The organism is Streptomyces sp. NPDC037013 (assembly GCF_055607265.1).
This window is the reverse complement of record NZ_JBVJRV010000001.1, coordinates 59,412-77,198: the sequence shown is the minus strand read 5'-3', so window position 1 is coordinate 77,198 and position 17,787 is coordinate 59,412. Positions and strand designations below refer to the sequence as shown.

Genomic DNA, 17,787 nt, shown 5'->3' with positions numbered 1-17,787 from the left:
GGGGTGTGTTTCTCGGGGCCTTCGCGGAAAGCCAACCACCCGGCGTACCGGCCGCCCAAATCGGGTCCCCGGTCGGGGTCTTGCTCATCCCGCTCATCCCGGCAGGAGCCGGAGCGACATCCACAGCGCGAGGGTGGCGAGGACCAGGGCGGCGGGAGTGGTGAGGAGCCCGAGGCGGGTGAAGCGGCCCAGGTCGACCTCGTGGTCGTGCTGGTGGGCGATGCGGCGCCACAGGAGGGTGGCGAGGGAGCCCGCGTAGGTGAGGTTGGGTCCGATGTTCACGCCGATCAGTACGGCGAGCACGGCACCCGGACCGGTCGGCGCGGCGAGCGGGACCAGGGCGAGGACGGCGGGCAGGTTGTTGATCAGGTTGGCGAGCAGGGCGGCGACGGCGGCGGTGCCGAGGAGCGCGGGCAGGGCGGTGCCGTCGGGCAGGACCCGGCCGAGCGCGTCGCCGAGGCCGTTGTCGACGACGGCCCTGACGACGATGCCGAGGGCGAGGACGAAGGCCAGGAAGGGCAGCGACGCCGAGCGCAGGATCGCCACGGGTGTCGTGTGCCGGCGCACGAGCGCCCGGACGGCCAGCACGGCGGCCCCGGCGGCGGCGGCCCAGGCGGGGTCGACGCCGATCGTGGAGGCCACGGCGAATCCGGCGAGCGTGAGCACGACCGTCACCAGGGCGAACAGCGGCATCTCGGGGGGTTCCGCGTCCTCGCCGCCCTCGGTCGGGGCGTCGAGGTCGGCGGCGAAGAACCGCCGGAAGACGGCGTACTCGACGGCGATGGCGACCAGCCAGGGCGCCGTCATGAGCAGCGCGAACCGCGTGAAGCTCAGCCCGCTCGCGGTGAAGGCGAGGAGGTTGGTCAGGTTGGAGACGGGCAGCAGCAGGGAGGCCGTGTTGGACAGGTGGGCGCTCGCGTAGACGTGCGGCGCCGGCCGGGTGCCCATGCGCGCGGCGGTGGCGAAGACGACCGGGGTGAGCAGGACGACGGTGGCGTCCAGGCTCAGGGCCGCGGTGATCAGTGAGGCGAGCCCGAAGACGGCGTCGAGCAGCCGGTGGGGCCGCCCTTTGGCGCGGCGCGCCATCCAGGTGCCGCAGGCGTGGAAGAGCCCTTCGTCGGCGCAGAGCTTGGCGAGCACCAGGACGCCGGCGAGGAAGCCGATCACCGGGCCGAGCCGGGCGGCCTCTTCCCGTACGTCGTCGAGCGGGATCGCCCCGGTCAGGATCACGACACCGGCGGCAGGCACGGCGAAGACGGCCTCGGGCAGGCCTCGGGGGCGGATGACGGCGCAGACGAGGACGACGACCAGGGCGGCGACGGACAGGGACTCGACGAGCATGTCCTCGATCATCCCTGCCCCGACGCCTCCACCGGGCCCCGGCCCCTCCCGCCGGGCGCGACGGGGTACGGCTGGGCCGGTGGCCCGGGGCCGGCGAGCGGGCGTCGGTGACCCGCCCGCCGGCCCGGGGTTCCGCTGGCGGCGGGAGGGCTCCGGCGTGTCCGTGCGGTACACGGCGGTGCTCCCGTCACTGCTCCACCGGTGCATCCCGGCCTTCTCCAGGACGCGGACGGAGGCCGGATCGGCGAGTTCCACGCGGGCGTGGACGGTGGTGGCGTCCGGCGCGGTCAGGGCGTATGCCACCAGGGCGCTGACGGCTTCGGGGGTGTAGCCGAGGCCGCGCCGGGAGGGGACGACGCCGTAGCCGATCTCCACCGAGCCCTCGCTCGGCGGCCCGAACAGGCTGATGGAGCCGACGACGGCCCCGCTCGCGCGTTCGACGATCAGCCGGCGGCCGTGCGCGCCGGGATAGGCCGGACCCGCGGCGATCTGTTCGGCGATGACTCCCGCGATGACGCGGTCGCCTTCGGCGGGGAAGTCCCGCGCCCAGAGGGCGCGGCGGCGGCCCGCGAGGACCGCGTCGACCTCGCCGACGATCAACCTCCCCGGTCGCGGCGGTGACATGTGCGGTGTCGCGCCTCTCGCGCTCGGCGGAACGCCACCCCATGGACACGGCACACCATGGACACGACACACCTCCGTCCCTTCTCCCCGCAGACCCTCTCGGGGTCGATGCGCACGATCAAGGGAACATGTGTTCTATTCTGGGGCCAGTGCTACCGAGGAGGCGTCATGCGCTGGGAGAACCTCTCCGACGGGCCGCTGCCGGGGACCACCGCCGATGCCGCGCTGTTCGGCGCGGACAGGGTGGTCAGCAGGACCTTCGACACCCCGGAATTCCGGGGGATCACCTTTCACGAGGTCCGGGCCAGGTCGATCGTGAACCGCGTGCCGGGCGCATCCCGCATGCCGTTCGAATGGACGGTCAATCCCTACCGGGGGTGCACGCACGCGTGCGTCTACTGTTTCGCCCGCAAGACGCACAGCTATCTGGACCTCGACACCGGCCTCGGGTTCGACAGTCAGATCGTCGTCAAGATCAACGCCGCCGAGCTGCTGCGGCGCGAGCTCGCCTCGTCGCGCTGGCACGGCGACCACATCGCCATGGGCACCAACGTGGACTGCTACCAGCGCGCGGAGGGCCGCTACCGGCTGATGCCGGGCATCATCGAGGCCCTGCGCGACCACGGCAACCCCTTCTCGATCCTGACGAAGGGCACGCTGATCCTGCGCGACCTCGACCTGCTGCGACAGGCCGCCGCCGTGACCGACATCGGGATCTCGGTCTCGGTCGGCTTCGTCGACCAGGAGCTGTGGCGCACCGTCGAGCCGGGCACCCCCGCCCCGGAGCGACGCCTCGACGTCGTGCGCACCCTGACCGGGCACGGCATCGGCTGCGGCGTCCTGATGGCGCCCGTCATCCCCTTCCTCGGCGACCACCCCGACCAGCTGCGCGCCACCGTGCGGGCCATCGCCGCGTCCGGCGCGACCTCCGTGACCCCGCTCGTCCTGCATCTGCGGCCGGGGGCACGGGAGTGGTTCATGGCCTGGCTGGCCCGCCACCACCCGTATCTGGTGCGCCGGTACGAGCGGCTGTACGCGGAGGGGGCCTACGCCCCGAAGTGGTACCAGCGCCGCGTCACCCGTCAGGTGCACGAGCTGGCCGAGGAGTTCGGCATCGGCCCCTCGCGCGCGGGCGCGTCGCGTCGGGTCCGTGTCCCCGAGCCGCCCGCGCCCGTGGCGGGACCCACGCAGCTCACGCTGCTCTGAGCGGCTTGCCCCTTTCGGGTCATTTCGTGGTGGGAGTGCCTCCTCCGGCGCCGCTTTCCGGAAACATGCGCCGAGGGCCGCGGCCTGCGGGCCCCGATCCACCGCTCCGGGAGGCCGGATGAAGAAGCGCGCCGTCGTACTCTGCGCGGTCGCCGCCGCGGCCGGAATGGTCGCGATGGTGCCACCCGCCTCGGGCGCCCCGGCCGGGCGCCCGCACACCGTCCGGGCCGCACCTTCCCTCGTACCCGCTCCGCTCGCGTGGCGGGAGTGCGCCACCCGGGACCACCCGACGCTCCAGTGCGCCTCGCTGAAGGTCCTGCTCGACCACCACGACCCGGCCGGCAGACAGATCACCCTCGCCCTCTCCCGCGTCCCGCACACCGCGGGGACCTCGCAGGGGCCGCTCCTGGTGAACCCCGGCGGGCCCGGCGGCAGCGGGCTCGCCATGGCGGGGTTCGTCGCCTCCTCCCTGCCCGAGCGGGTGGCCGCACAGTACGACGTCATCGGCTTCGACCCGCGCGGAGTCGGCAAGAGCGAGCCGGCGCTCAACTGCCGCCCCGGCCACTTCTCCCCCGGGCGCCCCGCCTCGGTCCCCGCCACCCCCGCCCTGGAGCGCGCCAACCTCGACCGGGCACGCGCCTTCGCGCAGGCGTGCTCTACGAAGTACGGGGAGATCCTGCCGTTCATCGACACGGTGAGCACGGTCCAGGACATGGACGCCATCCGCGCGGCCCTCGGCGCGGAACGCATCAACTATTTCGGGTACTCGTACGGCACCTACCTGGGCGCGCTCTACGGAAAGCTCTATCCGCACCGGGTGCGCCGCATGGCGCTCGACTCCCTCGTGGACCCCACGGGCGTCTGGTACGCGGACAACCTCCGCCAGGACCACGCCTTCGACGCCCGCCACAAGGCGTTCATGGCGTGGATCGCCCGGCACGACGCCACGTACGGTCTCGGCAGGGACCCCGCGAAGATCGAGGCCGCGTGGTACGCGATGCGGGACGCGCTCGCCGAGAAGCCCGCGGGCGGGAAGGTGGGCGCCGCCGAGCTGGAGGACACCTTCATCCCGGGCGGTTACGCCAACCGCTACTGGCCCACCCTGGCCGCGGCGTTCGCCGCCTACGCGAAGGACCACGAGAGCGCCCCGCTCGTCCAGGCGTACGAGAGGCTCGGTGCCGTGGACGCCGGGGGCGAGAACAGCTACAGCGTCTACACGGCGGTGCTGTGCCGGGACGCGCAGTGGCCGCGCGACTGGCGCACCTGGCGCGCCGACAACGACGAGGCGCACGGCAAGGCGCCGTTCTCGACCTGGAACAACGCCTGGTACAACGCTCCGTGCGCGTTCTGGCCGACGTACTCCCTGTTCCCGCCGGACGTCGCCAACTCCCAGCTGCCGCCGGTCCTGCTCTTCCAGGCGACCGACGACCCCGCCACCCCGTACGAGGGCGGCGTCGCGCTCCACCGCGCACTGGCCGGCTCCCGTCTCGTGGTCGAGCGGGGCGGCGGCAACCACGGCGTCACGCTGAGCGGAAACGCCTGCCTGGACCGGTACTTGGCCGCGTACCTGACGAGCGGCGAGGTGCCCGCGGGCGGCGGCGAGGCCGACGCGGAGTGCGAGGCGCTGCCGGATCCGAAGCCGGCGGGGGCGGCGGGTGCCGCGGGCACCGGGAAGGCCGGGCGCGGAGGGTTGTCACACCCGTGGTCCACCATGGGGGCATGAGCCGACTGACCCACATCGGCGCCCCCGAGGGCGTCTTCCCCGCCACCGCGTACACCCACGTCGTCATGGGCACGGGCCGCTTCGTCGCGGTCTCCGGCCAACTGGCCCTGGACGAGGAGGGGAAGCTGGTCGGCGCGGGCGACGCGACGGCCCAGGCCCACCAGGTCTTCGAGAACCTGCGGCGCTGTCTCGCGGCGGCAGGCGCGACCTTCGACGACGTCGTGAAGCTGACCTATTTCGTCACGGACATGGCGCACATGCCGGCCGTGCGGTCCGCGCGGGACGCCTTCCTGGACCCGGAGCGGCTCCCCGCGTCCTCGGCGATGCAGGTGGCCTCGCTGATCTCCCCCGAATTCCTGATGGAGATAGAGGCGTTCGCGGTGGTGCCGGAGTAGCCGAGCCGACACGGACACGGACACGGATCATGCCGACACGAACCACGCGGATACCCCCCTTGCGGATACGCCCCGTGCGCGATGCCGACTGCGAGGCCGTCGCCCAACTACGCGTCCTGGGCTGGCGGTCGGCGTACGCCTCGCTGATGCCCCAGGGGTTCCTCGACGCCCTCAGCGCCGAGGACGAGGCGGCGCGGCTGCGCGAGCGGCTCGCGCGGAGCCACGCCACGGTGGATCTGGTCGCCGAGCGCGCGGGCCGGGTCGTGGGCTGGGCCGCCTTCGGCCCGGCCCGGGACGACGACGCGCCACCGGACGAGGCCGAGCTGTACGCACTCTACGCGCACCCCGAGGAGTACTCCACGGGCGTGGGCCGCGCGCTGCTCCTGGAGTGTCTGGCGCGCTGCACGGGCGAGGGCCGCACCGGGCTGCGCCTGTGGGTCATCGAGGGCAATACCCGTGCGCGCCGCTTCTACGAGCGCTTCGGCTTCGCCCCGGACGGCGCCATCGACCCGCAGACGGTCGAGGGGATGGCCGTCCCCGAGCTGCGCTACCGGTGCCGCCTCACCTGACCGCGCCGCGCCCCTCTGCCACCCCCGGTCCGGTCCGGCCCCGCCTCACTCCGGGAGCCGCGCCAGCGCCGCCGAGGCCGCCGCCGCGAGGCGGGGGTGGCCGCGCGCCGCCATCAGCACCGGCCTGGCCCGGCCGTCCCCGAGCGCCCCGAGCCCCTCCACGCAGGCCAGGGCGATCTTCCCGTACGGGTCGTGCGGGGCGAGCCTGCGCTGCAGCGTGGTGATCAGCGCGGGCGCCGACTCGGGCGCGCGCAGCTCGGTCAGCAGGCGCACGGGGTAGAACGCGTAGGCGATGCGCAGCTCGTTCGTCGCGAGGGCGGCCGCCGCGCGCGCCGTGCGCGGGTCGCCGAGCCGCGCCAGGGCGTGGGCCGCCGCGGCACACCGCGGCGGATCCCGGTGGTTGAGGAGGAGGACGAGCGACTCGAAGGCCCTGCGGTCGCCGGCGACGCCGAGCCTGAGCGCCGCCAGTTCCCGGGCCCACAGGGGCTGTCCGGGCGAGACGAGCACCTCGGCGAGTTCGTCGAGGTCGCCGGTGGCGACCAGCCTCTCGTACTCCGGCGATCCCCCGGCCTCGGCCCGTAAGCGTTCCGTCACCGTCCGCAACTCCTCATCCATGGCGTGAGCCTAAGCCTTCCGGGTGGTCGCGATGTAGATCACAGACATCGGTGAACATCGCGGGCTGGCGCGCTCGTTACTCGCCGGTTAATCTCATGTGAGCGGGGCACACTCCCCGCAGCAGTTCCTTTTCTCGTGGCGGCCTGGTGACGCAGCCGCCATGGGGGTACCCCCACACCCTCCGGGGCAGTGGGGGAGTTCGGTCGGTTCGGTACTTCAGGTACCTCAGTACGACCCGGCTCCGGGACAGAGCCGGTCGGATCCCTCACCGGGTGTGCCCTGTGCGCCGCCCGGCCACGGCAGGCCCCATCTCCCGCTCGTCGTACGGCAGTTGCCTTCGCGTTCGCCATCGCATGCGCCCCCGCACGTGCCGTATCCGCGCGCCCCTCAGTCGTCACTCTCTTCCAGGAGTCCCCGCATGGACACTCCCTTGAACACTGTCGCCGTCATCGGTCTCGGCACGATGGGCACCGGCATCACCGAGGTCCTGGCCCGGGCGGGCCGCGAGGTCATCGGCATCGACATCAGTCAGGCGGCGGCCACCCGCGCGGTCGGCTCCCTGGAGGCCTCGACCGCCCGCGCCGTGCGCCGGGAGCGGCTCACCGAGGAGGAGCGCCGCACCATCCTCGCCCGCGTCCGCACCTTCACCGACCTGCGGGCCGCGGCCGACGCCGACCTGGTCATCGAGGTCGTCCCGGAGTCGTACGAGATCAAGCAGCAGGTCGTCCGCGAGCTCGACGCCGTCGTGCGCCCCGACACGATCATCGCGACCGGCACCAACGCGCTCTCCGTGACCCGTCTTGCCGCCGAATCGGCGCGCCCCGAGCGGGTGTTGGGCCTGCACTTCTTCAACCCGGCGCCCGCGATGAAGCTCGTCGAGGTCGTCTCGTCCGTGCTGACCGCGCCCGCCGCCGTCGCCTCCGTCACCGAGCTCGCGTACGCCCTGGGCAAGGAGCCCGTCGCGGTCGGCGACCGGCCCGGTTTCGTCGCCGACGGGCTGCTCTTCGGCTACCTCAACCAGGCCGCCGCGATGTACGAGTCGAAGTACGCCTCCCGCGAGGACATCGACGCCGCGATGCGGCTCGGCTGCGGCCTGCCGATGGGACCGCTCGCGCTGCTCGACCTGATCGGCGTGGACACCGCCCGCACGGTCCTTGAGGCCATGTACGCGGAGTCGCAGGACCGGCTGCACGCGCCCGCGCCGATCCTCAAGCAGCTGAGCGAGGCGGGGCTGACCGGCCGCAAGGCGGGCCGCGGCTTCTACACGTACGCGGAGCCGGGCGGCGCCGAGGTGGTGCCCGACGCGCTGACCCCGCGCGAGGACGAGGTGCGGGGGCCGGGCCGCACGGTCCGTTCGGTGGGCGTCGCGGGCTCAGGGACGATGGCGTCCGGCATCGCGGAGGTCTTCGCCAAGGCCGGCTTCGACGTGGTGCTCGCCGCCCGCAGCGAGGAGAAGGCGCAGACGGCCAAGGCCCGTATCGGCACGTCGCTCGCGCGGTCCGTCGCCAAGGGCCGGATGACGGAACAGGCGGCGGAGCAGGCACTGGAGCGGATCACCCCGGCCGGGTCGTACGAGGCGTTCGCCGACGTCGATCTGGCCCTCGAGGCCGTCGCCGAGGACCTGGAGATCAAGCGGCAGCTCTTCGCGGCGCTCGACAAGGTCTGCAAGCCGGGCGCGATCCTCGCCACCACGACGTCCTCGCTGCCGGTCGTGGCCTGCGCCCGCGCCACCTCGCGGCCGCGCGACGTGATCGGCATGCACTTCTTCAACCCGGCCCCGGCGATGAAGCTGGTCGAGGTGGTCCGCACCGTGGTCACCGCGGACGACGTGCGGGCCACGGTCCGCGAGGTCTGCGCGAGGATCCGGAAGCACCCGGTGGACTGCGGTGACCGCGCCGGTTTCATCGTGAACGCGCTGCTGTTCCCCTACCTCAACAACGCGATCAAGATGGTGGAGGAGCACTACGCGACGCTGGACGACATCGACGCCGCGATGAAGCTCGGCGGCGGCTACCCCATGGGCCCCTTCGAGCTCCTGGACGTCGTCGGCCTGGACGTCTCGCTGGCGATCGAGAAGGTCCTGCACCACGAGTTCCGCGACCCGGGCCTGGCCCCGGCGCCGCTGCTCGAGCACCTGGTGGCCGCGGGCTGCCTCGGCCGCAAGACGGGTCGTGGCTTCCGCGAATATGCCCGGCGCTGAGCCGGCCGAGGGGCACCTGGGCGAACGGACGGACTGGGGCGGGCTGCTCGAACCCTCGGGCGGCCCCATCCCTCAGGAGCACCTCACCGCGCATATGCAGTACGTTCATGGCATGTCCAAGGCCGCCAAGTCCTCACGCAACGCAAGCCCCGACGCTCCGGAGAGTGCCGCGGGCAGCCGTGCCGCCGCCCAACGGCTCAAGATGCGCAGGGAGCTGGCGGCCGCGGCGATGGAGCTCTTCGCGTCCAAGGGGTACGAGGCGACGACGGTCGACGAGATCGCCGCCGCCGCGGGCGTCGCCCGGCGGACCTTCTTCCGGCACTTCCGCTCCAAGGAAGAGGCGATCTTCCCGGACCACGACGACACCCTGATCCGAGCGGAGGCGGTGCTCAACGCGGCGCCGCCGCACGAGCACCCGCTGGACACGGTGTGCCGGGGCATCAAGGAAGTCATGAAGATGTACGCGGCCTCCCCCGCGGTCTCCGTGGAGCGCTACCGCCTCACCCGTGAGGTGCCCACGCTCCGGGAGCGCGAGATCGCCTCGGTGGCCCGCTACGAGCGCCTCTTCACCCGCTATCTCCTGGGCCACTTCGACGAGCACGCGCACCACGACGGCAACGACGATCCGCTGCTCGCCGAGGTCGCCGCCTCCGCCGTGGTCACCGCCCACAACCACGTCCTGCGGCGCTGGCTGCGGGCCGGCGGCCAAGGCGACGTGGAGACCCAGCTCGACCACGCCTTCGCCATCGTCCGCCGCACCTTCGGCACCGGCATCGGCGCGGGGCGTGACACCCTGCCCGCCTCCGTGCCCGCGACGGCCTCGGCGCGGGGTGAGGTCCTGGTCACGGTGGCCCGTACGGACGCGCCGCTCGACGAGGTCATGCGGACCATCGAGAAGGCGCTGCGCGAGCATTCATAGTCACCTGTTTGACCCGTTTCGTCCTTGGCTTTCGAGGGGGCGCTACCAGCCGGTAGCGCCCCCTCCGCCATGTCTCCACCCCCTCTGACCTGCACTGATCGATCATCGGTCAAAAATTGATGGCACCCAGTGTCTTGCCCGTTGGCACGCGGTGCCATACGTTGAGGGTGTCCGGGCGGCCGGCGTACAGAGAACTCCCGTACGCCGGCTGTCCCCACAAGCCACGGCTCGTGCGCCCGGACGCCTGCGTCACAGGCACCTCCCGCGCCCCACCAAGGCGTCGCCGAGCACCACCCCCTTCGCCGAACCGACGGCACACCTCCACCGCAACTTCAGCACCCGACGCAATCCTCAAGAGCGTTCCCTCAGACGCTTCTTCGCCGGAGGCAATACCGTGAAGGAAATCCTGGACGCGATTCAGGCCCAGACCGCGACCGCGAGCGGCTCAGCCGCGGTCACGTCCGCCGACTTCGCCGCTCTCCCCCTGCCCGACTCGTACCGCGCGATCACCGTGCACAAGGACGAGACGGAGATGTTCGCGGGCCTGGACACCCGCGACAAGGACCCCCGCAAGTCGATCCACCTGGACGACGTGCCGATCCCCGAACTCGGCCCCGGTGAGGCCCTGGTGGCCGTCATGGCCTCCTCGGTCAACTACAACTCCGTGTGGACCTCGATCTTCGAGCCGGTCTCCACCTTCAGCTTCCTGGAGCGGTACGGAAGGCTCAGCGAGCTCACCAAGCGGCACGACCTGCCGTACCACATCATCGGCTCCGACCTGGCGGGCGTCGTCCTGCGCACCGGCCCGGGCGTGAACGCCTGGAACCCCGGCGACGAGGTCGTCGCGCACTGCCTCAGCGTCGAGCTGGAGTCCTCCGACGGGCACAACGACACGATGCTCGACCCCGAGCAGCGGATCTGGGGCTTCGAGACCAACTTCGGCGGCCTCGCGGAGATCGCCCTGGTCAAGTCCAACCAGCTGATGCCGAAGCCGGGCCACCTCAGCTGGGAGGAGGCCGCCTCCCCCGGCCTGGTCAACTCCACCGCCTACCGCCAGCTGGTCTCCCGCAACGGCGCCGGCATGAAGCAGGGCGACAACGTCCTGATCTGGGGCGCGAGCGGCGGGCTCGGCTCGTACGCGACGCAGTTCGCGCTGGCCGGCGGCGCCAACCCGATCTGTGTCGTCTCCAGCCCCCAGAAGGCGGAGATCTGCCGCGCCATGGGCGCCGAGGCGATCATCGACCGCAACGCCGAGGGGTACAAGTTCTGGAAGGACGAGCGGACCCAGGACCCCAAGGAGTGGAAGCGCTTCGGCAAGCGCATCCGTGAGCTCACCGGCGGCGAGGACATCGACATCGTCTTCGAGCACCCCGGCCGCGAGACCTTCGGTGCCTCGGTCTACGTCACCCGCAAGGGCGGCACCATCACCACCTGCGCCTCGACCTCGGGCTACATGCACGAGTACGACAACCGCTACCTGTGGATGTCCCTCAAGCGCATCATCGGCTCGCACTTCGCCAACTACCGCGAGGCGTGGGAGGCCAACCGCCTGATCGCCAAGGGCAAGATCCACCCCACGCTCTCCAGGACGTACCGCCTGGAGGACACCGGCCAAGCGGCCTACGACGTCCACCGCAACCTCCACCAGGGCAAGGTCGGCGTCCTCGCCCTCGCGCCCGAAGAGGGCCTGGGCGTGCGCGACCCCGAGATGCGCGCCCGGCACATCGACGCGATCAACCGCTTCCGCAACGTCTGAACGCACTGAGGAGCAGCGGAACATGACAGAGCGTCAGAAGGACCGGCCGTGGCTCATGCGGACCTACGCCGGTCACTCCACGGCGGAGGCGTCCAACGAGCTGTACCGGCGCAACCTCGCCAAGGGGCAGACGGGCCTCTCGGTCGCCTTCGACCTGCCCACGCAGACCGGTTACGACCCCGACCACATCCTCGCCCGCGGCGAGGTCGGCCGGGTGGGCGTGCCCGTCTCGCACCTCGGCGACATGCGACGGCTGTTCCAGGACATCCCCCTGGAGCAGATGAACACCTCGATGACGATCAATGCCACCGCCATGTGGCTCCTGGCGCTCTATCAGGTGGTCGCGGAGGAGCAGGGTGCGGACATCACCAAGCTCCAGGGGACGACGCAGAACGACATCGTCAAGGAGTACCTCTCGCGCGGGACGCACGTCTTCCCGCCGGGACCCTCCCTGCGGCTGACCACCGACATGATCACGTACACGGTGGCCCACATCCCCAAGTGGAACCCGATCAACATCTGCAGCTACCACCTCCAGGAGGCGGGGGCCACACCGGTCCAGGAGATCGCGTACGCGATGTCCACCGCCATCGCGGTTCTCGATGCCGTACGCGACTCGGGGCAGGTCCCCGAAGAGAAGTTCGGGGACGTCGTGGCCCGCATCTCCTTCTTTGTGAACGCGGGTGTCCGCTTCATCGAGGAGATGTGCAAGATGCGGGCGTTCGGGCGGATCTGGGATCAGGTCACGCGCGAGCGGTACGGCATCGAGAACCCGAAACACCGCCGGTTCCGCTACGGCGTGCAGGTCAACTCGCTCGGCCTGACCGAGGCCCAGCCGGAGAACAACGTCCAGCGCATCGTCCTGGAGATGCTGGCCGTCACCCTCTCCAAGGACGCACGCGCGCGTGCCGTGCAGCTGCCGGCCTGGAACGAGGCGCTGGGTCTTCCCCGGCCCTGGGACCAGCAGTGGTCGCTGCGCATCCAGCAGGTCCTCGCGCACGAGAGCGACCTCCTGGAGTACGAGGACATCTTCGAGGGCTCGCACGTCATCGAGGCCAAGGTGGAGTCCCTGGTCGAGGAGTCCCTCGCCGAGATGGACCACATCGAGAAGATGGGCGGCGCGATGGCCGCCGTGGAGTCCGGCTACCTCAAGTCGCAGCTGGTCTCCTCGCACGCCGAGCGCCGGGCGCGCATCGAGTCGGGCGAGGAGAAGATCGTCGGTGTGAACTCCTACGAGTCCACGGAGCCGAGCCCCCTCACCTCGGATCTGGACGCGGCGATCATGACGGTCGACCCGGCGGTGGAGGCGCGCGTCGTCGGCGCCCTCGCGCACTGGCGCGACAACCGCTACCAGCCGCCGTTCAACCACCCGCGCCCCTGCAAGGCCCTGGAGCGGCTCAAGGGGGCGGCCGCCGGCACGGAGAACCTCATGGAGGCCACCCTGGAGTGCGCACGCGCCGGTGTGACGACCGGAGAGTGGGCGGGGGCCCTGCGGGAGGTCTTCGGGGAGTTCCGGGCGCCCACGGGCGTCTCCAGCGCTCCTGTGGCGGTCACCGCGGAGGAGGGCACGCCGCTCGCCCTGGTCCGCGAGAAGGTCGCGCGGACGGCCGAGGACCTCGGCGGCGGCAGGCTCCGCTTCCTGGTCGGCAAGCCCGGCCTCGACGGGCACTCCAACGGCGCCGAGCAGATCGCGGTGCGCGCGCGGGACGCCGGCTTCGAAGTGGTCTACCAGGGCATCCGCCTCACGCCCGAGCAGATCGTCGACGCGGCGCTCGCCGAGGACGTGCACGCGGTGGGCCTGTCGATCCTCTCCGGCTCGCACGCCGAGCTCGTGCCGGACGTGCTCGTGCGGCTCCGCGAGGCCGGCGCCCACGACATCCCCGTCATCGCCGGCGGCATCATCCCCAACAGCGACGCCGAGGACCTGAAGGCGGCGGGTGTGGCCGCCGTCTTCACCCCCAAGGACTTCGGCATCACCGAGATCATCGGCCGTATCGTCGACGAGATCCGGAAAGCGAACCACCTCGACCCTCTGGAGGTCCCCGCATGACCCACCCCGTGAACCGTCTGCGTCCGCGCCGCTCCTGTCTCGCGGTACCGGGTTCGAACCCGCGCTTCCTGGAGAAGGCCCAGGGCCTCCCCGCCGACCAGGTCTTCCTCGACCTGGAGGACGCCTGCGCGCCGCTCGCCAAGCCGGAGGCCAGGCACACCATCGTCAAGTTCCTCAACGAGGGCGACTGGACCGGCAAGACGCGCGTCGTGCGCGTCAACGACTGGACCACCGAGTGGACGTACCGCGACGTCGTCACCGTCGTGGAGGGCGCGGGCCAGAACCTCGACTGCATCATGCTGCCGAAGGTGCAGACGGCCGACCAGATCGTCGCCCTGGACCTGCTGCTCACCCAGATCGAGAAGACCATGGGGTTCGAGGTCGGCAAGATCGGCATCGAGGCGCAGATCGAGAACGCGCAGGGCCTCAACAACGTCAACGCCATCGCGGAGGCGTCCCAGCGCGTCGAGACGATCATCTTCGGCCCGGCCGACTTCATGGCGTCGATCAACATGAAGTCGCTGGTCGTCGGCGAGCAGCCGCCCGGCTACCCGGCGGACGCCTACCACTTCATCCTGATGAAGATCCTGATGGCCGCGCGCGCCAACAACCTCCAGGCGATCGACGGCCCCTACCTGCAGATCAAGAACGTCGACGGCTACCGCGAGGTCGCGAACCGCGCCGCGGCGCTCGGCTTCGACGGCAAGTGGGTCCTGCACCCCGGCCAGGTCGAGGCGGCCAACGAGGTCTTCTCGCCCTCCCAGGAGGACTTCGACCACGCCGAGCTGATCCTGGACGCGTACGAGTACTACACGTCCGAGGCGGGCGGCAAGAAGGGCTCGGCGATGCTCGGCGACGAGATGATCGACGAGGCGAGCCGGAAGATGGCGCTGGTCATCTCCGGGAAGGGCCGTGCGGCGGGGATGACCCGCACGTCCAAGTTCGAGGCCCCGGAGGCGTAGGACATCATGCAGTTCGGCCGCACCTACGAAGAGTTCGAAGTCGGCGCCGTGTACAGGCACTGGCCCGGAAAGACGGTCACCGAGTACGACGACCACCTCTTCTGCCTGCTCACCATGAACCACCACCCCCTCCACATGGACAGCAACTATGCGGAGAAGACGACGGACTTCAAGAAGAACGTCGTCGTGGGCAACTACATCTACTCGCTGCTCCTCGGCATGTCCGTGCCGGACGTCTCCGGCAAGGCCATCGCCAACCTGGAGGTCGAGTCGCTCAAGCACGTGGCGCCGACCTTCCACGGCGACACGATCTACGGCGAGACGACGGTCCTCGACAAGACCCCGTCGAAGTCCAAGTCCGACCGCGGGATCGTCTACGTGGAGACCAAGGGGTACAAGCAGGACGGCACGCTGGTCTGCGTGTTCCGCCGCAAGGTGATGGTGCCCACCGAGACGTACATCAAGGAGCGCGGCGGCGAACAGCCCGGCCGCCCGGAGCTGAAGTCCCAGGAGAAGTGAAGCCATGAGCCGACTCGCGCAGACCGCCGGTCTCACCGACGTCCAGCAGGAGATCCTCTCCACCGTCCGGGACTTCGTCGACAAGGAGATCATTCCTGTCGCGACCGAACTGGAGCACCGCGACGAGTACCCGCAGCAGATCGTCGACGGCCTCAAGGAGTTGGGCCTCTTCGGGCTCATGATCCCGGAGGAGTACGGCGGTCTGGGCGAGTCGCTGCTCACCTACGCGCTGTGCGTCGAGGAGATAGCGCGTGGCTGGATGTCGGTCTCCGGCATCATCAACACCCACTTCATCGTCGCCTACATGCTCAAGCAGCACGGCACCCAGGAGCAGAAGGAGACCTTCCTGCCGCGGATGGCGGCCGGCGAGGTGCGGGGCGCGTTCTCGATGTCGGAGCCGGGGCTCGGCTCCGATGTGTCGGCGATCACGTCGAAGGGCGTGCGGGACGGCGACGAGTACGTCCTCAACGGTCAGAAGATGTGGCTGACCAACGGCGGCACGTCGACTCTGGTGGCCGTTCTGTGCCGGAGTGACGAAGGACACCCCGAGGGCACCGCGCCGCACAAGTCGATGACGACGTTCCTCGTGGAGAAGGAGCCGGGCTTCGGCGAGGTCCGTCCCGGCCTCACCATCCCCGGCAAGATCGACAAGATGGGTTACAAGGGCGTCGACACGACCGAACTCATCATGGACGACCTGCGAATTCCGGCCAATCGCGTGCTCGGCGGGGTCACCGGCCGAGGTTTTTACCAAATGATGGACGGCGTCGAGGTCGGCCGCGTCAACGTCGCGGCCCGTGGCTGCGGCGTCGCTCAGCGTGCCTTCGAGCTGGGCGTCTCGTATGCCCAGCAACGCCACACTTTCGGCAAGCCGATCGCCCAGCACCAGGCGATTCAGTTCAAGCTGGCCGAGATGGCTACCAAGGTCGAGGCCGCCCATGCGATGATGGTCAACGCAGCCCGCAAAAAGGACTCCGGGGAACGAAACGACCTCGAAGCAGGGATGGCGAAGTACCTCGCCTCCGAGTACTGCAAGGAAGTCGTGGAGGACGCGTTCCGGATCCACGGTGGTTACGGCTTCTCGAAGGAGTATGAGATCGAGCGTCTGTACCGCGAGGCTCCGATGCTGCTGATCGGTGAAGGTACCGCCGAGATCCAGAAAATGATCATTGGCCGACGACTACTCGAAGAGTATCGATTCCAGGGCTAGATGCCCGGTTTGGGCCACTTTCGCCGAGAAGAAGATCACACCCTGTCAACACTCTTCGGCCGCCGACTCGGCTTCCTGGCTTGCCCAGTTGTGGCTCGCAACCGATAGCATCCGGAAAAAGCCGCCGTCCCCCGTTCACTGCGCGGCATCATCCGCTACGAAGGTCATCCATGCCCCACAGCCAAACCTCTGCACCACGCGACGGCATTCTTAAGGGACGCCTTGCTCGCGGAGCATCGCCGTGGCTCCTGCCGACCGTCGCAACCGCGGCACTCAGCCTCGCCCGCGCGCGCCGCTCCAAGGGCGCCGCAGCCGTCGCCGTGCCCGCCACCGCTCTGGCGGCGGGCATGCTGTGGTTCTTCCGCGACCCCGAGCGCGAGATCGCTCAGGGCCGGGTCATCTCCCCCGCCGACGGCGTGGTGCAGAGCATCATGCCGTGGAAGGACGGGCGTACCCGCGTCGCCATCTTCATGAGCCCGTTGAACGTCCACGTCAACCGCGCGCCCCTCGCGGGCACGGTGACGTCCGTGGAGCACATCCCCGGCGGGTTCGTCCCGGCGTTCAACAAGGAGAGCGAGAACAACGAGCGCGTTGTCTGGCACTTCGACACCGAGCTCGGCGACATCGAGATGATCCAGATCGCGGGCGCGGTCGCACGGCGCATCGTGCCGTACGTGCCGCAGGGCACGAAGGTGGAGCAGGGCGAGCGGATCGGCCTGATCCGCTTCGGCTCGCGCGTCGACATCTACCTCCCCGAGGGTGTCGAGGCGGACGTCGAGGTCGGTCAGAAGACCGTGGCTGGGGTGACTCGCATTGACCGTGGTTGATCCTGAGACACAGGCGGGCTGGGTGCCCGAGGCGGCGGAGGACGAGGCCGACGAGGAGATGCCTCTCTCACTGCGGCTCTCGATAGCGGACACCCTCACGCTCGGTAACGCCACCTGCGGGTTCATGGCGGTGTACTTCACCACCACGGGCATCCTCATCCCGCACCTGCAGGGCAGCGAGGAGACCGGCATGGCGCGGCACTCCGCCGCGACCACCGTGATCCTCATGCTCTGCGCCGCCGTCTTCGACCTCTTCGACGGACTCGTGGCCCGCAAGCTGCGGTCCTCGCCGATGGGCGCGGAGCTGGACAACCTCTCGGACCTGATCAGCTTCGGGCTCGCCCCCGCGTACTTCGTGCTCGTCTACGGCATGGTCGCCAACGACGCGCATCAGCGGGTCGCGGCGGTGGGCGCGATCGTGGTGCTCCTGGCGGTGGTGCTGCGGCTTGCGCGGTTCAGTTGCGTGACCGTGAAGGACGGCACCTTCCAGGGCATGCCTTCGCCCTTCGGGGCGCTCACGGTCGTCTCGATCGTGCTCCTGGAGCTGCCCTTCTGGGCGACGCTCCTCGCGATCATCGGCACGGCCTGGCTCATGGTCAGCCGCGTCGAGTACCCCAAGCCGCGCGGTCCCCTCGCGGTCGCCATGCTCGCGTGGATCGTCGCGGCCATGGGGCTTCTCGCGGCCTGGGCGTTCGACGCCCCGGGCGGCCTGCTGCTCCTGCAGACCGGCTGCGCGCTCCAGGTGGTCCTCGGCGCGGTGATCCCCCTCTTCGCCACGGCCCGGAGGGTGAACAACTTCCGCGGCAACCGCAGGGAGGCCCGGGCCGCGCAGCTGCCCTAGCCTCGTGTACGACGCCCAAGGGGGCCTGAA

15 protein-coding genes and 1 pseudogene are annotated in these 17,787 nt (G+C 70.4%); 13 read left to right on the top strand and 3 right to left on the bottom strand.

Features of this window, described 5'->3' with window-relative positions; genetic code table 11:
• Positions 1-93: 93 nt before the first annotated feature.
• Together ACZ7DY_RS00340 and ACZ7DY_RS00335 are read right to left on the bottom strand one after the other, a co-directional pair.
• Complete coding sequence (locus tag ACZ7DY_RS00340; protein ID WP_471130132.1) at positions 94-1,353, bottom strand: arsenic transporter; 1,260 nt, start codon at positions 1,351-1,353, stop codon at positions 94-96.
• A gap of 201 nt (positions 1,354-1,554) precedes the next feature.
• A pseudogene (locus tag ACZ7DY_RS00335) lies at positions 1,555-1,965 on the bottom strand (GNAT family N-acetyltransferase); the annotation flags it as partial.
• 168 nt (positions 1,966-2,133) lie between these two features.
• Here ACZ7DY_RS00335 and ACZ7DY_RS00330 point away from each other — a divergent pair.
• From ACZ7DY_RS00330 to ACZ7DY_RS00315, 4 genes are all read left to right on the top strand, one after another.
• On the top strand, positions 2,134-3,171 hold the full coding sequence (locus ACZ7DY_RS00330; protein ID WP_471128005.1) for an Rv2578c family radical SAM protein: 1,038 nt from the start codon (positions 2,134-2,136) through the stop codon (positions 3,169-3,171).
• A gap of 118 nt (positions 3,172-3,289) precedes the next feature.
• Positions 3,290-4,894, top strand: a complete 1,605-nt coding sequence (locus ACZ7DY_RS00325) for an alpha/beta hydrolase (RefSeq protein ID WP_471128002.1) — start codon at positions 3,290-3,292, stop codon at positions 4,892-4,894.
• Complete coding sequence (locus ACZ7DY_RS00320) at positions 4,891-5,289, top strand: RidA family protein (protein ID WP_471127999.1); 399 nt, start codon at positions 4,891-4,893, stop codon at positions 5,287-5,289. Before ACZ7DY_RS00325 ends, ACZ7DY_RS00320 begins: the two co-directional genes overlap by 4 nt.
• Positions 5,290-5,363: 74 nt before the next feature.
• Positions 5,364-5,858: a GNAT family N-acetyltransferase gene (locus tag ACZ7DY_RS00315; protein WP_471127997.1), complete on the top strand. Its 495-nt coding sequence runs from the start codon at positions 5,364-5,366 to the stop codon at positions 5,856-5,858.
• Positions 5,859-5,903: 45 nt separating this feature from the next.
• Here ACZ7DY_RS00315 and ACZ7DY_RS00310 read toward each other — a convergent pair whose 3' ends face one another.
• Positions 5,904-6,473 (bottom strand): adenylosuccinate lyase, encoded by a 570-nt coding sequence (locus ACZ7DY_RS00310; protein WP_471127994.1) that lies wholly within the window; start codon positions 6,471-6,473, stop codon positions 5,904-5,906.
• Between the two features lie 418 nt (positions 6,474-6,891).
• Between ACZ7DY_RS00310 and ACZ7DY_RS00305 the strand changes: the two genes are divergently transcribed.
• The 9 genes from ACZ7DY_RS00305 to pssA all read left to right on the top strand — a co-directional run bounded on the left by ACZ7DY_RS00305 (position 6,892) and on the right by pssA (position 17,757).
• Positions 6,892-8,673: a 3-hydroxyacyl-CoA dehydrogenase family protein gene (locus tag ACZ7DY_RS00305; protein ID WP_471127991.1), complete on the top strand. Its 1,782-nt coding sequence runs from the start codon at positions 6,892-6,894 to the stop codon at positions 8,671-8,673.
• A gap of 94 nt (positions 8,674-8,767) precedes the next feature.
• A complete protein-coding gene (locus ACZ7DY_RS00300) occupies positions 8,768-9,592 on the top strand; it encodes a TetR family transcriptional regulator (RefSeq protein ID WP_471130130.1) in 825 nt (274 codons plus the stop codon).
• A 394-nt stretch (positions 9,593-9,986) separates the two neighbouring features.
• Entirely contained in the window at positions 9,987-11,348 is a 1,362-nt protein-coding gene (gene ccrA / locus ACZ7DY_RS00295) for a crotonyl-CoA carboxylase/reductase (RefSeq protein ID WP_471127989.1), read from the top strand.
• Positions 11,349-11,370: 22 nt separating this feature from the next.
• Positions 11,371-13,398 (top strand): methylmalonyl-CoA mutase family protein, encoded by a 2,028-nt coding sequence (locus ACZ7DY_RS00290; RefSeq protein ID WP_471127986.1) that lies wholly within the window; start codon positions 11,371-11,373, stop codon positions 13,396-13,398.
• Positions 13,395-14,360 (top strand): HpcH/HpaI aldolase/citrate lyase family protein, encoded by a 966-nt coding sequence (locus ACZ7DY_RS00285; RefSeq protein ID WP_471127984.1) that lies wholly within the window; start codon positions 13,395-13,397, stop codon positions 14,358-14,360. Before ACZ7DY_RS00290 ends, ACZ7DY_RS00285 begins: the two co-directional genes overlap by 4 nt.
• A gap of 6 nt (positions 14,361-14,366) precedes the next feature.
• Positions 14,367-14,879 carry a MaoC family dehydratase gene (locus tag ACZ7DY_RS00280; protein WP_471127982.1) on the top strand — a complete coding sequence of 171 codons (513 nt, stop codon included), beginning with the start codon at positions 14,367-14,369 and terminating at the stop codon, positions 14,877-14,879.
• 4 nt (positions 14,880-14,883) lie between these two features.
• Entirely contained in the window at positions 14,884-16,089 is a 1,206-nt protein-coding gene (locus tag ACZ7DY_RS00275) for an acyl-CoA dehydrogenase family protein (protein WP_471127979.1), read from the top strand.
• A gap of 170 nt (positions 16,090-16,259) precedes the next feature.
• Entirely contained in the window at positions 16,260-16,916 is a 657-nt protein-coding gene (locus ACZ7DY_RS00270) for a phosphatidylserine decarboxylase (RefSeq protein ID WP_471127976.1), read from the top strand.
• A complete protein-coding gene (pssA, locus tag ACZ7DY_RS00265; RefSeq protein ID WP_471127973.1) occupies positions 16,903-17,757 on the top strand; it encodes a CDP-diacylglycerol--serine O-phosphatidyltransferase in 855 nt (284 codons plus the stop codon). Before ACZ7DY_RS00270 ends, pssA begins: the two co-directional genes overlap by 14 nt.
• The last annotated feature ends 30 nt before the right edge of the window (positions 17,758-17,787 follow it).